Origin of the sequence: Archangium primigenium (genome assembly GCF_016904885.1) — a bacterium.
GTDB lineage: Bacteria > Myxococcota > Myxococcia > Myxococcales > Myxococcaceae > Cystobacter > Cystobacter primigenius.
This window is the reverse complement of sequence record NZ_JADWYI010000001.1, coordinates 8,568,469-8,581,831: the sequence shown is the minus strand read 5'-3', so window position 1 is coordinate 8,581,831 and position 13,363 is coordinate 8,568,469. Positions and strand designations below refer to the sequence as shown.

The following is a 13,363-nucleotide window of genomic DNA, read 5'->3' as shown; positions in this document are numbered from 1 at the left end:
GGTCGTCAACCCGGGCGTTTCGCGTGGTTGACAAGTGGTTGACAAGGTGTGGGCGTCCTGGCCACCGTGCGTGCTCCCGCGAGGAGCCCCATGTCCGACGCCGCTTCCGATTCGTTCCACGGTCACGCCCACTTCAACGCGCCCCCCGCCGGGGTCTCCGTCCGTCACGACTGGACACTGGACGAGGTGCGGGCGCTCTACACCCGGCCGCTGTTGGAGCTCGTCCACGCGGCGCAGACCGTCCACCGGGCGGTGTTCCAGGACAACAAGGTCCAGCTCTGCTCGCTCCTGTCCATCAAGACGGGCGGCTGCCCCGAGGACTGTGGCTATTGCCCGCAGGCGGCGCGCCACCACACGGGGGTGAAGGCGGAGAAGCTGATGCCGGTGAGCGCCGTGCTGGAGGCGGCGGCCCAGGCGCGCGCGGCGGGCGCCACGCGCTTCTGCATGGGCGCGGCCTGGCGCGAGGTGAAGGACGGGCCGCAGTTCGACAGCGTGCTGGAGATGGTCGAGGGCGTGAAGGCGCTCGGCATGGAGGCGTGCGCCACGCTGGGCATGCTCTCCGACAGCCAGGCCCAGCGGCTCAAGGGTGCGGGCTTGTCGGCGTACAACCACAACCTGGACACCTCGGCGGAGCACTACGGAGACATCATCTCCACGCGCACCTATGAGGACCGGCTGCGCACGCTGGCGCGCGTGCGCGACGCGGGCATCTCCGTGTGCTCGGGCGGCATCATCGGCATGGGCGAGAGCGTGGAGGACCGCTGCGGGCTGCTGCGCACGCTGGCCAACCAGGAGGTGCACCCGGAGTCGGTGCCCATCAACGCGCTGGTGGCGGTGAAGGGCACGCCCCTGCAGGACCAGAAGCCGGTGGACTCGGTGGACATGGTGCGCACCATCGCCACGGCCCGCCTGCTCATGCCGCTGTCCATGGTGCGCCTGTCCGCGGGCCGCAAGCAGATGAACGAGGAGGCGCAACTGCTCTGCATGCTCGCGGGCGCCAACTCCATCTTCTTCGGGGACAAGCTGCTCACCACGGGCAACCCCGAGTACGCCCAGGACATGGCGCTCCTGGAGAAGGCTGGCATCCGGCCCCTGGAGCCGAACCCGTCGCGGTGAGGCCGGCGTGGGGCACAGGGCTCGCGGGCGCGCTCCTGCTGGCGTGGCCCCCGGGTCTCCAGGCCCAGACGTTCGACTCGGTGACGGCCGCGTGCCGGACCCGGCCGACGGGGTGCGCGGGCGGGGCGGGAGACGCGGCCCTCGTTCCCCAGGGGACACGCTTGGCGGAGGCCGGGGTCCGACTGGGCACGATCGCCGCCGCGTTGGAAAAGGCGGAGCGGGTGCGCCTCGAACGCGCGCTGACGGAGTGCGCGGACCAAGCGCGCTCCGAGGTGCTCGAGCGGCACCTGGAGGGCCGGAGCCCCACGGCCGCGGAGTGCCAGGAGAAGGGGCTGTTCGGAGGGCGGCATCGGACGCGTGCCATGTACCTGGGCGAGGAGATGCACCGGGTGGCGCTCGCGTGCGCGGCGGCGGTGTTGAGCGCGCTGCGTCCAGGCGGCTTCAGCGTGGAGCCGCGCTACCGGTACGAGCCCCGAACGAAGCAGTGGGAGTGCATGAGCGCGGAGACGGAGACGATGTTGCTGGAAGAGGGCTGTTACGGCGAGTTGAAGGGCACCCTCAAGCCGGACATCGTCATCCACTCGGGCCATCCGCTCCGGGCCCTGGCCGTGTATGACTTCAAGGTTCCCTGCTTTCGATTGGAGCCCGGAAATTGGTGCAGGTATTCGAGCGGGCCACATCAAGGCCTCACTCAAGACTGGGTCTATGAAAAAGCCCTGCACGTGCAGCCCTTCAAGATTCTTCCGCGGGTAGGAGTGATGCCGTGAAGGCGTTGGTTCCCCACATTCGAATCCAGGATCCGAGTGGAGCCACGCTGCTCCGTGACGGTCTGAGCCTCGTCTTCTACATGCGCCATCCCCATCGTGAGATCGCACGAGCCGTGGCGCACGCGCTGGACGTCTATGCCGATGAAGTGGGTCGAGGAAGGCTTGTATGGTTCGTCGACACGGAAGGGTACTCGCAGGCGTTGGATGCGTCCGAGTGGGAGCGCATTCGACGAGAGGTGCTCGAGGAGCCGTGGGCGTTCTTCAACGTGTGGGACGAGCTGGGCAGTGAGGGCCTCTACCATGCTGAATACGTAGGCAAGGCCCTGAATGAGCCTGTCATGGAGGACAGGCCTCATGCTTCTTGCTCATTGGAGTTCTGGCTGCCCACGGAGTACGTGGAGGTGAAGGGTCCCGGGCGACTGCGTGAGTTCGCACTGGCATTGGCCGCGCCGCTGCCCTTCGCCTTTGGGCATGTCGGTTTTTCCTTCAATGGAGACAAGAGCTTGTTGGGCGTCATGCGGCTGATTCGCGAGCACTGTTTTCGCTACCCGGGCATGACGATTCCCGAGGTGCAGTGGTTCGCGGAGAAGCTCGGAGGGCGTGTCCATGCCCCTTCGTGGATGACGTTCCTGGGGCAGCCGGTGCTCGGCGCGCTGGGCGGCGCGGAGGCCCTGCGCGCCCGGCTGTCCTCGCCGGGCACCACGGTGCAAGCGCTGGACGCGGAGCGCGCGGTCGTCACCCTGGGGCCCGCTCCCGACGCGGGAGACGTGGAGCAGGGCCACGTGCTGCCCGCCTATCGGGAGCTGGCGCGTGTCCTGGAGCCCTGGCTCTACCCGTGGCCCGACCTCCACTCCCCCGACTTTTCCGCCGAGGACAGGCGCCGCTGGGAGCGGCGCTTCCTCGATTGAAGATGGAGCCGTTCGTGACGACACCTTCCGTGGCCACCGCCTGGGCCCAGGATGACCTGGAGGCCCTGAGGGCCCGGGGTCTGCGCCGCTTCCTGGAGCCGCTCGACTCACCCCAGGGCCCGCTCGTGCGCGTGGGCGGCGAGACGCTCGTCAACTTCTCCTCCAACGATTACCTGGGCCTGGCCGGCTCGCCCACGGTGCGCGCCGCCGCCGCCGCCGCCCTGGAGGTGCATGGCGTGGGCTCGGGCGCCAGCCGGCTCGTGGTGGGAGACACCTCCGCGCACCACCGGCTCGAGGCCCGGCTCGCCGCCTTCGAGCGGGCCGAGGCCGTGCTCGTCTTCAACTCGGGCTACGCCGCCAATGTGGGCACGCTCCAGGCGCTCGTGGGCCCCGAGGACGCCGTCTTCTCCGACGCCCTCAACCACGCCTCGCTCATCGACGGCTGTCGCCTGTCGCGCGCCCGCACCGTCGTCTACCCGCACGCGGACGTGGAGGCCCTGGCGCGGGCCCTGGCCACCACGCCCGCGCGGCGCCGGCTCGTGGTCACCGACAGCGTGTTCTCCATGGATGGCGACCTCGCGCCGCTCCGGGAGATTTCCGAGGTGTGCCAGGCCGAGGGCGCCGCGCTGCTCGTGGACGAGGCGCACGCCACGGGCGTGCTGGGCGAGCGGGGCGCCGGGCTGTGCGAGGCGCTGGGCCTGGAGTCCGTCGTGGACGTGCGCATGGGCACCCTGAGCAAGGCGCTCGGAGGCCTGGGGGCCTACATCGCCGCGTCCCGCCCGGTGGTGGACCTGGTGCTCCAGCGGGCCCGGCCGCTCGTCTTCTCCACGGCGCTGCCCGCCGCCCTGTGCGCCGCGGCCGAGGCGGCCGTGGACATCGCCGAGCGGGATGACGTGCTCCGGGCCCGCCTGTGGCGCAACATCCACCGCTTCTCCGCGGGCCTGCGCGCGCTCGGCTTCATCGCCGAGCCCCGGAGCGCTGTCTTCCCCGTCATCGTGGGAGACGCCCCGCGTGCCGTCGCCGCCTCCCAGGCGCTGCGCGCGCGCGGCCTGCTCGTCAAGGCCATCCGTCCGCCCACCGTCCCCGAGGGCACCAGCCGGCTGCGCTTCTGCCTCTCCGCCGCGCACACCGAGGGCCAGCTCGACCTGGCGCTCTCGGCCCTGCGCTCGCTCCACCTCTAACGAAAGCCCCGTCCCCATGGCCCGCCGCGCCGCTGCTCCTCCCGCTCCGCCCCGCTTCTTCGTCACCGGCACCGACACCGGCGTGGGCAAGACCCAGGCCTCGTGCGCCCTGCTGTCCCTGCTGGCCGACGCGGGACACGCCCCCCAGGGCTTCAAGCCCTACGAGAGTGGCTGTGCGTCACTCAAGGCCCCCGCGGACGCGCTGGCGCTTCGCGCGGCGGCGCGCAGTGAGCTGCCGTTGGACCTCGTCTGTCCGCACCGCTTCCGCGCGCCCCTGGCCCCGGGCATCGCCGCGCGTCGGCTCGGCCGCGAGCCCGACTGGGGCGTCACGCTCTCGGCCTGGGAGCGCGTGGGGCGGGGCGCCGCGGTCGTCGAGGGGGCGGGGGGCCTCTTCGTGCCGCTCGACGCCTCCCATGACGTCATCGATCTCATCGCCACGCTCGCGCTGCCCGTGGTGCTCGTGGCGCGCGCGGGTCTGGGCACGCTCAACCATACAGCCCTGTCGCTCGCCGCCCTCGCCGCGCGCAACATCCCCGTAGCGGCCCTGCTGCTGTCCCGCTCCTCGCCCACGCGCGATCCCTCCGAGCGCGACAACGCGGCCCTGCTCGCCGAGCGTCATGCGCTACAGGTCCTGGGTCCCGTGCCCTACCTGGTGGAGCCGCGCAGGCGTCACGCGGCGTTCCGCGCGGCGCTCGCGCCTCTGGTGCCCGATCGCGCGCGAGCCCGATAAATCGGCCTCGGCGGCGTCACGAGTCCTCGCGCGAGTGGCAAGTTTTCGCGCTTCTGCGCCGTGAAATGGACGCATCTTTCGATCCGGGTGAGAACCCCCGGCGAATGGCCGACATCATCGACCTCTCGCTCCTCGCTGATTCCAGACGGTACCTTTTGAAGCTCCTCGATACGCGCGGTCTGTCCTACTTCCTGCAGAAGGACGGCTCCCGCCTGTTTCACATCGAGCCGAGCAAGATCGAGCTCGTGCTGCGCACCGTGTTGCGCTCACGCGCGGAGGATTTGCCCACGCCGCACCCGAAGGCCATCGAGCATTGCCGCAAGGAGATCCGCCGCGAGCTCATCCGCCGCGTGGCCTCGGCGATGCTGCAGACGGGGCTGTGAGCCCGTTCTCCGCGCGCACGGACGTCGCGCGGACGTGGAACCCGCTGGCGCGGGCCCTCGCCGAGCGCCGCGCGCGGGGCCTGCCGCTGCTGGACCTCACCGAGACCAATCCCACCCACGTGGGGCTGCCCGCCCCCGGGCCCGCCCCGCTCGCCCACCCGGACGCGCTGCGCTACGCGCCCGAGCCCCTGGGCCTGTTGTCCGCCCGCGAGGCCGTGGCGGACTACCTCTCCGGACGGGGCGCCCCCGTCCTGCCCGAGCACCTGCTGCTCACCGCGAGCACGAGCGAGGCCTACGGCTGGCTCTTCAAGCTCCTGTGCGAGCCGGGGGACAGCGTGCTCGTTCCCGCGCCGTGCTACCCCCTCTTCGAGTCCCTGGCGCGGCTGGAGGGCGTGCACCTGCGGCACTACCGCCTGTCCTCCGCGCAGGGCTTTGGCCTGGATCTGGAGGCGCTCGCCGCCGCGCGGGACGAGCGCACGCGGGCCGTGCTGGTGGTGAACCCCGGCAACCCCACGGGCCACTTCCTGCACGAGGGGGAATTGGAGGCCCTGGGCGCGTGGTGCGCGCGCGAGGGCCTGTCCCTCGTGTCGGACGAGGTGTTCTCGGACTTCGCCTGGACGGAGGCGCCCGGACGCGTGCGCACGGTGGCCGGACGCGCGCTGCCCATGCCCACCTTCTGTCTCTCGGGACTGTCGAAGGTGGCGGGGCTGCCGGGCCTCAAGCTCGCGTGGATGCACGTGGGTGGCCCCGAGGCGGCGCGGCACGAGGCCCTGGCGCGACTGGAGCCCTTGGCGGACACCTACCTGCCGGTGAACGTGCCCGTGCAGGTGTCCCTGAGGGACTGGCTCGCGGGGGCGCCGCGCTTCCAGGCCGCCGTGCTCGAGCGCGTGCGGGCCAACCGGCGAGCGCTGCGCGAGGTCCGGCCGTCCGATGCGTCCTGGAGCGTGGTGCCCGCGGAGGGCGGGTGGAGCGCGGTGCTGCGCATTCCCCTCGAACCCGGTGAGGAAGCGACCTGCCTGGCTCTACTGGATGCGGGCGTGGTGGCACACCCGGGCTACTTCTACGACTTCGTGGGAGGCGCGTACCTGGTGCTCTCGCTGCTGCCTCCGCCGGACACCTTCACGGCCGCCTTGGGGCCCCTCGTGCGCGTGCTGGGCGGGGGCGCCTGACGCCCGCTCAGTGAAGGGCCCCGACGGTCTCGCGAGGGACCTTGCCCGTGGCCACCAGGCTGCCCGCCAGGCCGTAGCACTCGATGCTCAGCCGCTGATCCCACTGGGACTGGGTCTCGATGCGGCTCGCGCGCCGCCGCGCCAGCAGCGCCGGCAATTGCGTCACGAAGAGGCCGTAATAGCCGCCCGCGTCCTCTCCCAGCTCGGCCGCGGCCACCCCGAACTCCGTCTCCAGGTGACGCAGCGCGCAGAGGAAGCGGTTCTCCTGGTCCTCGTTGGAGGCGCCGCCCCGATTGCCCTCGAGGACAAGCTCCACGAGCGAGCGGCCCGGCGTCCCACGCGCGACTTCCTGACGGATTTTGTGGCGGCGCTCCCGCGCATCGACGAGCCGGATCTCTCCACTCTTCGCCAAGGCTGTGTTCATGGGTTCCTCCCCCGGGTCCTGTGGATGGATGCAGCCCGCGTCCCGGGTGAGATGCGGACGCCGCCATTGCGTTGCCCTGACCTGGAGATGGGCCCTGCCCGCTCCTTCTTCATGCGGGCGGGACCCGGATCGTCCTCCATGCTTCACAAATCCGTTGAGGGTGTCCAGGAAGTGACCGCGAACCGACGGTTCACCTCCCGTGAGGCCGGGGCCTACACCTCGGCGGGCTTGCGCGAGACGCGGTAGAGCACGCCGCACATGAGGGCGAAGGCCAGCACGCCGATCAGGTGGTAGCCCCCCTCGCCCACGGCGGTCACGAGCGCGTGCTCCACGGACAGCCGGGAGATGGTGGCGTTGATGCCCTCGTTCACCGAGAGGATGGCCACCACCACGCCCGCCAGTGCGCCTCCGGCGACCAGACCCGTGGAGAAGAGGTTGCCCGGCCCGAGCTCGGACTCCTCCACGTGCTCGCCCTTGCGCGTGGCCATGTAGTCCGACAGGCCCTTGAGCGCGCCGCCCACGAAGATGGGGGCGGTGGTGGACAGGGGCAGGTAGGCGCCCACGGCGAAGGACAGCGACTTCACGCCGCACAGCTCCATGGTCACCGACAGGAAGACGCCCACCAGCACGAACTGCCAGTCCAGGTTGAAGGACAGCAGGCCCTTGATGAGGGTGGCCATGAGCGTGCCCTGGGGCGCGGGGAACTTGTCCGTGCCGATCATGTGCTCGACGCCCTGGGCGCGCAGCTCCGCGGTGGGCGTGTCGAGCAGCTGCATGGTGAGGCCGATGACGATCGCCGCGGCCACCGCGCCGATCATCAGGCCGATCTGCTGCGCGCGCGGGGTGGCGCCCACCAGGTAGCCCGTCTTGAGGTCCTGCGAGGTGGCGCCCGCGTTGGCCGCCGCGATGCACACCATGCCGCCCACGCACAGCGCCATGGGCTGGTAGACGTCACCCGTCCAGCCAATGCCGATGAAGATGAGGCAGGTGGCCATGAGCGTGGCGATGGTCATGCCGGAGATGGGGTTGGACGACGAGCCGATGATGCCCACGATGCGCGAGGCCACCGTCACGAAGAAGAAGCCGAACACCACGATGAGCACGCCGAGCATCAGCCGCCCGAGCACGCTGCCCGGCAGGAAGGGCAGGGCCGCCATCACCAGGATGAGCGCCGCGCTGCCAAAGAGCACCACGGTGATGGGCAGGTCGTTCTCGGTGCGCTTCTGCACGGCCTTGCTCGCGCCCTCCTTGAAGGACGAGAGGCTCTCGCTGAAGGCGGACACGATGGTGGGCAGCGTCTTGATGAGGGTGATGAAGCCGCCGGCGGCCACGGCGCCCGCGCCGATCTGCCGCACGTAGGCGCGGTAGATGGCGCCCGCGGTGTCGCGGAAGGTGTGGGTGGCGGGGTCCCAGCCGCCCGGGCCTCCGACGGTGGTGAGGCTCTGCAGGTAGCCGAGCTTCACGAGTTGCTCGGCGATGGTGTCCCCGGGCACCAGCGTGGCCAGCAGCGGGATGAGCCCGAGCCAGGCGAGCACGCCACCGGCCACCAGCACGCCGGCGATCTTCGGGCCCACGATGTAGCCCACGCCCAGGTACTCCGGGGTGATGTCACCGTTGAGCGTGGCCGAGGGGAAGTACTTGTTGGTCTGCTTCGTCACCAGCGCGGGCGTCTCCGCGATGAGCCGGACGATCTTCTGCAGGAGCGCGTACACGAACGCGAAGCCCACGCCCTGGAAGGCGATCTTCGCGAGGTTGCCGCCCTTCTCGCCGGCGATGAGCACCGAGGCGCACGCGGCGCCCTCCGGGTAGGGCAGGTTGCCGTGCTCCTTGACGATGAGCGAGCGGCGCAGGGGCACCATCATCAGCGTGCCCAGCACGCCGCCGAGCAGCGCGAGCGTGAAGATGGTCCAGTACTCGAAGAAGCTCGCGCCCTGGCTGTCCGCGCTCAGGAAGAGGAAGCCGGGCAGGGTGAACACCACGCCCGCGGCGATGGACTCGCCCGCCGAGCCGATGGTCTGCACCACGTTGTTCTCGAGGATGGTCGAGCCGCCCAGCTTCTTGAGCAGGGAGATGGCGAGCACCGCGATGGGGATGGAGGCCGAGACCGTCAGGCCCGCCTTGAGCGCCAGGTACACCGTGGCGGCGCCGAAGACGATGCCGAAGAACACGCCGATGAGGATGGCCTTGGGGGTGAACTCGGCCACATCGGTCCGCTCGGGGGCGATGTACGGCTGGAACTCGGGGACGGACTTGGTGTCTGACGCCGTGGCGCCAGCGGTTTCGGGCTTCATGTGCGGGAGGCTCCCAGGAGGAGGTCGGGACGGGCCGGGGGAGGGTTCTACAACCGCCTCCCGGCTCCTCCAAATGTCTGGGAGCCGTCTGGGAGCCTCCGCGAGCCGCTCAGGCCGCGTTATCCAGCCGGCCCGAGGGCCGGGGGGGCGGCGTGGAGGGGTGGGGTGGCAGCGTGTCCAGGTTGGCCCGCTGGGCGCGCGGGACGACCAGGCTCTTGAGGTTGTAGCCGAGCAGCGCCCGGGCGAAGAGGGGGTCCAACAGTCCCTCCAGGCCCTTGCGCATGTGCAGCACGTCGTAGAAGCGCTGGCAGGCGCGCGCGTCCACCGACGTGAGATCGATCATGTTGTTGAAGGACCACTGCAGCAGCTTGAGGCCGGGCTTGCGCGCGCCCTCGGCCCGGGGATAGGCGAGGTCCTGCGTGGTGGTGAGCATCCAGCACAGGCCCACGACCTTGCCGAGCTCCTTCTGGAAGCGCCGCGACATCTCCGCGGGCGGCCCCTCCGGCGTGCCCTGGCTCCGGGCCAGGCCCTCGCCCAGGAGCTTCGCCCCGAGCGCGGCCACCGTCATGCCCTGGCCGAACACGGGGTTGAGCGAGCAGACCGCGTCGCCCACGAGCACCAGCCCCGCCGGCATGCGCGCCAGGCGCTCGTAGTGCAGCCAGCGGCTGGAGGAAATCTTGTGCAGCACGGGCGCGCTCAGGGGCCGGGCCTGGCGGATGTAGTCATACAGGTGGGACGTGGGCAGCTGGCGCGCGAACTCCAGGAAGCCCGCGTCGTGGGTGGGGGCGTGGTCGCCGAAGTAGCCATTGAGGCTGACGATCCACCGGTGGCCCTCCACGTTGGAGATGAAGCCCGAGCGCGAGGCGTCCGGGGCCCGGCCATTGATGACGAGGATCTTCCACGCATCGATGCCCTCGGGCCGCTCGTAGAGGCGGCTGGTGTACCCCAGGTCGATGCGCACCTGCTCCTGGGCCACGGCGCCAAAGCCGAGCAGCTCCAGCCACTGGGGCGTGCGCGAGCCCCGGCCGCTGGCGTCCACCACCAGCGCGCCCCGCAGCTCCTGCTCGCCCTCGGGGCCCTTCACCCGCACGCCCACCACGCGGCGGTTCGTCGCGTCGAGCACCAGGTGCTCGACGCTCACGCCCTCGCGCAGCTCCACGTTGGGCAGCGCGGCGACCCGGCCGCGCACCTTGCTCTCCAGGAAGGGCCGGGACACGAGGATGCTCTCCACGTCGCCCTCGTAGCGCGCCTTCCAGCTGCCGGACTGGAGCCAGGCGGCGTCGCGCGCCATGTCGATGCGCTCGACGCCCTCGGACTCCATCTCCCGCGTCATGCCGGGAAACAGGTCGTCCAGGATCCGCAGGCCGGCCTCCAGGAGGGCGTGGATGTGGTGGCCCTGGGGCACGCCCTTGCGCGCCTCGGGCCCGGCGGGAAGCGCGTCCCGCTCGAGCACGATGACCTTCTCGAAGTGCTCGGACAGCACCCGGGCGCTCAACAGCCCCGCGATGCTTCCTCCAATGATGAGCGCCTGGCCGAACTTCCGGGTCTCGGATGACATCCGTTCTCCAACGATGAATGAGGTGGGGAGGGGGGCTGGTCCGCGCCGCATCATAAAATCCCCGCGTGTGACGGGCCAACGCACCCGGTGTCGAGGCGCCATGCGAGGCCGAGTCCTGGCCTCTTGTCCCGGCTGGGCGCAGGATTCGGGTCGCATGGGAAAGCTCGATCAGAAGGTGGCCATCGTCACGGGGGCGTCGAGGGGGATCGGGGCCGCCGTCGCCCGGCGCCTGGCCGCCGAGGGCGCCAGCGTCATCGTGAATTACGTGAACAACGCGGAGGCCGCCGCGGCGGTGGTGGGGGCCATCCAGGGCGCGGGAGGAGCCGCACTCGCCGTGCGCGCGGACGTCGCCGACGAGTCGCAGGTGCAGGCGTTGTTCGCGGCGGCCCTGGAGCGCTACGGCCGCCTGGACGTCCTGGTCAACAACGCGGCGGCCTTCGGCTCGGGGCCGCTCGAGCAGGTGGACCGGGCGCTCTTCCAGCGGCTCGTGGACGTCAACATCTGGGGCCTGGTGGTGGGCTGTCGGCTCGCCGGGCGCCACATGACCCCGGGCGGGCGCATCATCAACTTCTCCTCCATTGGCGTCCACAAGGGCTTCGCGGGGGGAGGCCTGTACGCGGCCACCAAGGCGGCCGTGGAGTCGCTCACCCGCACCGCCGCCACGGAGCTGGCCCCGCGCGACATCACCGTCAACGCGCTCATCATCGGCCAGGTGGCCACGGACATGGGCGCCGAGGTGCCTCCGAAGATGCGCCAGCAGATCGCCTCCCAGACCCTGCTGCGCAAGATTGGCCGCCCGGAAGACGTGGGCGGCGTGGTCGCCTTCCTCGCCTCCGAGGACGCCCAGTGGGTGACCGGACAAACCCTGGGGGTCAACGGCGGGTACTTGATGCGTTGAGTGACATCGTACTTCACCGGACAGCAGCCGGGCATCCAGGCGGAGGGGAAAAGAACACTCTCGATGGAGATCCCGCTAGAATCGCCGGCGATGACGCAAGGTGAGCTGAAGAAACTGGTCCTGAAGGGTTTCCTGGAACAGCAGGTCTCGATGCTGACCGCGTTGGCACCCGTGGCCTACATGTTGTCACTGGTGATGGGTCTGCCCGTGGAGCAGGCCATTCGCGTGTCGCTCATCAACGTGGCGTTCAACAGCCCCATCTTCGGAATCGTCATTCCGGTGGTGCTGATCTGGTCCGTGATGGGCCAGGCGCTCGCGCACCTTCCCTCGGACCGTCCTGGAGATCGGCTGACGCGCATCCTCAAGGCGCCCCGGCGGATCGAGTACGGGGTGCTGGTGAGCTACGCGGTGTCGTGCACCATCTGGGCGGGCTGGCCCACGGTGGTCTACGACCTGGATCCGGTGATCATCCCGCAGGCCGTCATCTGCTTCGTGCTGCTGGCGATGGTGGTGGGCATCCGCCTGTCGCTGCGACTCGAGCGGCTGCTGCGCCCGTACGCGCTGGAGGAGTTCCACAAGCACCCGCACCTGCGGCTGCAGGGCCAGGGTTTCCTGTGGCCCAAGCAGAGCTGGTACCTGCCGTACTGCTTCTCGCTGCTCGTGTTCGCCGCGCTGACGGTGACGGGCATCATCATCCTCAAGAAGAGCGGCACGGGCTTCGGCGCGCTGTACGCGGAGGTGGCGCGGGTGGCGCCCCAGCTGGTGGGGCTCCTGCGCGAGCGCGTGGGCGTGGTGCTCAGCGACATGGTGCTGCCGGTGGTGGGCGTGGGCGGCTTCCTCATCGCGGCGGCGGCGTGGTGCGCGTGGGAGATCGCGCGCCACCAGAGCCAGGGCACCATCGCGGTGCAGAAGTCCATCGAGTCCATCGCCTCGCGCAAGCCGGCCCTGCCCGAGTGGGTGTCCACCGACGAGGTGGGTGACCTGTCCATCGCCACCGCGTCCGCCTTCGAGCGGCTGCGCACCTTCTCCGCCTCGCTGCAGGAGTCGGCGATGATGCTGGGCAACTCCGCCGGGCGGCTCAACGCCACCCACCAGGAGCAGACCGAGTCGCTGTCCATCCAGGCCGCGGCGCTGCAGGAAACCCAGGTCACCGCGCAGGAAATCAAGCAGACCTCGCTCGTGGCCGCGCAGAAGGCCGAGGACGTGCTGCGCCAGGCCGAGCGCGCGGACACGCTCGGCCGCTCCGGCGACGTGGCGCTCGAGCAGAGCCTCTCGGACATGCGCGACATCCAGCAGGAGGTGTCGCACATGGCCCAGAGCATCCGCGCGCTGGAGGAGCAGGCCAAGCAGATCGCCAACATCACCATCACGGTGAAGAGCCTGGCGGACCGCTCCACCATGCTCGCGCTCAACGCCGCCATCGAGGCGGTGCGCTCGGGCGAGCACGGCAAGGGCTTCGCCGTGGTGGCGCGGGAGATCCGCAGCCTGGCGGATCAGTCCATCAAGGCCACGCACAACGTGCAGAACATCCTGCAGGACCTGAGCACCGCCATCCGCGCCACGGCGGACCGCTCGGAGAGCGGCTCGAACAAGGTGGTCAGCAGCGCCAAGCAACTGCGCGTCTTCGGCGACAACGTGCGGCAGATGTCGAGCATCATGCGCGACAACGCCAACTCGGTGCGGCAGATCTCCGCCGCCGTGACGCAGCAGAACCAGGGCATCGGGCAGATCTTCCAGGCCGTCAGCTCGCTCACGGAGATCATGGACCAGACCATGGGCAGCCTGCGCACGAGCGACGAGGCGGCCGAGCAGATGCGCCACGTGGCCACGCGCGTGTCCGCGGCCGTCTGGGAGCAGGACTGGAACGGCGAGCAGGCGCGGCCCATCGTCCCGCCGCCGCTGCCGGGCCCCCGCAAGGGCAAGGGCCCGTAAGGGCAC

At 70.4% G+C, this 13,363-nt stretch carries 12 protein-coding genes; 9 read left to right on the top strand and 3 right to left on the bottom strand.

What is annotated here, in order from left to right; genetic code table 11:
- The first annotated feature begins 90 nt into the window (after positions 1-90).
- From bioB to I3V78_RS35210, 7 genes are all read left to right on the top strand, one after another.
- Complete coding sequence (gene bioB, locus I3V78_RS35240) at positions 91-1,116, top strand: biotin synthase BioB (RefSeq protein ID WP_204494817.1); 1,026 nt, start codon at positions 91-93, stop codon at positions 1,114-1,116.
- Complete coding sequence (locus I3V78_RS35235; RefSeq protein WP_204494815.1) at positions 1,113-1,883, top strand: hypothetical protein; 771 nt, start codon at positions 1,113-1,115, stop codon at positions 1,881-1,883. The genes bioB and I3V78_RS35235 overlap by 4 nt, the downstream gene beginning before the upstream one ends.
- Positions 1,880-2,791 (top strand): type VI immunity family protein, encoded by a 912-nt coding sequence (locus I3V78_RS35230; RefSeq protein WP_338023824.1) that lies wholly within the window; start codon positions 1,880-1,882, stop codon positions 2,789-2,791. Before I3V78_RS35235 ends, I3V78_RS35230 begins: the two co-directional genes overlap by 4 nt.
- Positions 2,792-2,805: 14 nt before the next feature.
- Positions 2,806-3,972: an 8-amino-7-oxononanoate synthase gene (bioF, locus tag I3V78_RS35225; protein WP_204494813.1), complete on the top strand. Its 1,167-nt coding sequence runs from the start codon at positions 2,806-2,808 to the stop codon at positions 3,970-3,972.
- A gap of 16 nt (positions 3,973-3,988) precedes the next feature.
- Entirely contained in the window at positions 3,989-4,702 is a 714-nt protein-coding gene (bioD, locus tag I3V78_RS35220; protein ID WP_204494811.1) for a dethiobiotin synthase, read from the top strand.
- A gap of 104 nt (positions 4,703-4,806) precedes the next feature.
- On the top strand, positions 4,807-5,085 hold the full coding sequence (locus tag I3V78_RS35215; RefSeq protein WP_204494810.1) for a hypothetical protein: 279 nt from the start codon (positions 4,807-4,809) through the stop codon (positions 5,083-5,085).
- Positions 5,082-6,254 (top strand): aminotransferase class I/II-fold pyridoxal phosphate-dependent enzyme, encoded by a 1,173-nt coding sequence (locus I3V78_RS35210; RefSeq protein ID WP_204494808.1) that lies wholly within the window; start codon positions 5,082-5,084, stop codon positions 6,252-6,254. The genes I3V78_RS35215 and I3V78_RS35210 overlap by 4 nt, the downstream gene beginning before the upstream one ends.
- Positions 6,255-6,261: 7 nt before the next feature.
- Here the strand turns inward: I3V78_RS35210 and I3V78_RS35205 are convergent, their stop codons facing one another.
- The 3 genes from I3V78_RS35205 to I3V78_RS35195 form a co-directional block, all read right to left on the bottom strand.
- A complete protein-coding gene (locus I3V78_RS35205; protein WP_204494805.1) occupies positions 6,262-6,678 on the bottom strand; it encodes a hypothetical protein in 417 nt (138 codons plus the stop codon).
- Positions 6,679-6,890: 212 nt separating this feature from the next.
- Entirely contained in the window at positions 6,891-8,969 is a 2,079-nt protein-coding gene (locus I3V78_RS35200; protein WP_204494804.1) for an OPT family oligopeptide transporter, read from the bottom strand.
- A gap of 109 nt (positions 8,970-9,078) precedes the next feature.
- Positions 9,079-10,527: an FAD-dependent oxidoreductase gene (locus tag I3V78_RS35195; RefSeq protein ID WP_204494802.1), complete on the bottom strand. Its 1,449-nt coding sequence runs from the start codon at positions 10,525-10,527 to the stop codon at positions 9,079-9,081.
- Between the two features lie 154 nt (positions 10,528-10,681).
- Here I3V78_RS35195 and I3V78_RS35190 point away from each other — a divergent pair, with 154 nt between their 5' ends.
- Together I3V78_RS35190 and I3V78_RS35185 are read left to right on the top strand one after the other, a co-directional pair.
- On the top strand, positions 10,682-11,425 hold the full coding sequence (locus tag I3V78_RS35190) for an SDR family NAD(P)-dependent oxidoreductase (protein WP_204494800.1): 744 nt from the start codon (positions 10,682-10,684) through the stop codon (positions 11,423-11,425).
- A 150-nt stretch (positions 11,426-11,575) separates the two neighbouring features.
- Positions 11,576-13,357 carry a methyl-accepting chemotaxis protein gene (locus I3V78_RS35185; RefSeq protein ID WP_204494798.1) on the top strand — a complete coding sequence of 594 codons (1,782 nt, stop codon included), beginning with the start codon at positions 11,576-11,578 and terminating at the stop codon, positions 13,355-13,357.
- Positions 13,358-13,363 lie beyond the last annotated feature (6 nt).

Coding starts and splice junctions, on each gene's coding strand:
- bioB (WP_204494817.1), top strand. CDS start 91: ATGTCCGACGCCGCTTCCGATTCGTTCCACGGTCACGCCCACTTCAAC.
- bioD (WP_204494811.1), top strand. CDS start 3,989: ATGGCCCGCCGCGCCGCTGCTCCTCCCGCTCCGCCCCGCTTCTTCGTC.
- I3V78_RS35215 (WP_204494810.1), top strand. CDS start 4,807: ATGGCCGACATCATCGACCTCTCGCTCCTCGCTGATTCCAGACGGTAC.
- I3V78_RS35205 (WP_204494805.1), bottom strand. CDS start 6,678: ATGAACACAGCCTTGGCGAAGAGTGGAGAGATCCGGCTCGTCGATGCG.
- I3V78_RS35200 (WP_204494804.1), bottom strand. CDS start 8,969: ATGAAGCCCGAAACCGCTGGCGCCACGGCGTCAGACACCAAGTCCGTC.
- I3V78_RS35195 (WP_204494802.1), bottom strand. CDS start 10,527: ATGTCATCCGAGACCCGGAAGTTCGGCCAGGCGCTCATCATTGGAGGA.
- I3V78_RS35190 (WP_204494800.1), top strand. CDS start 10,682: ATGGGAAAGCTCGATCAGAAGGTGGCCATCGTCACGGGGGCGTCGAGG.
- I3V78_RS35185 (WP_204494798.1), top strand. CDS start 11,576: ATGCTGACCGCGTTGGCACCCGTGGCCTACATGTTGTCACTGGTGATG.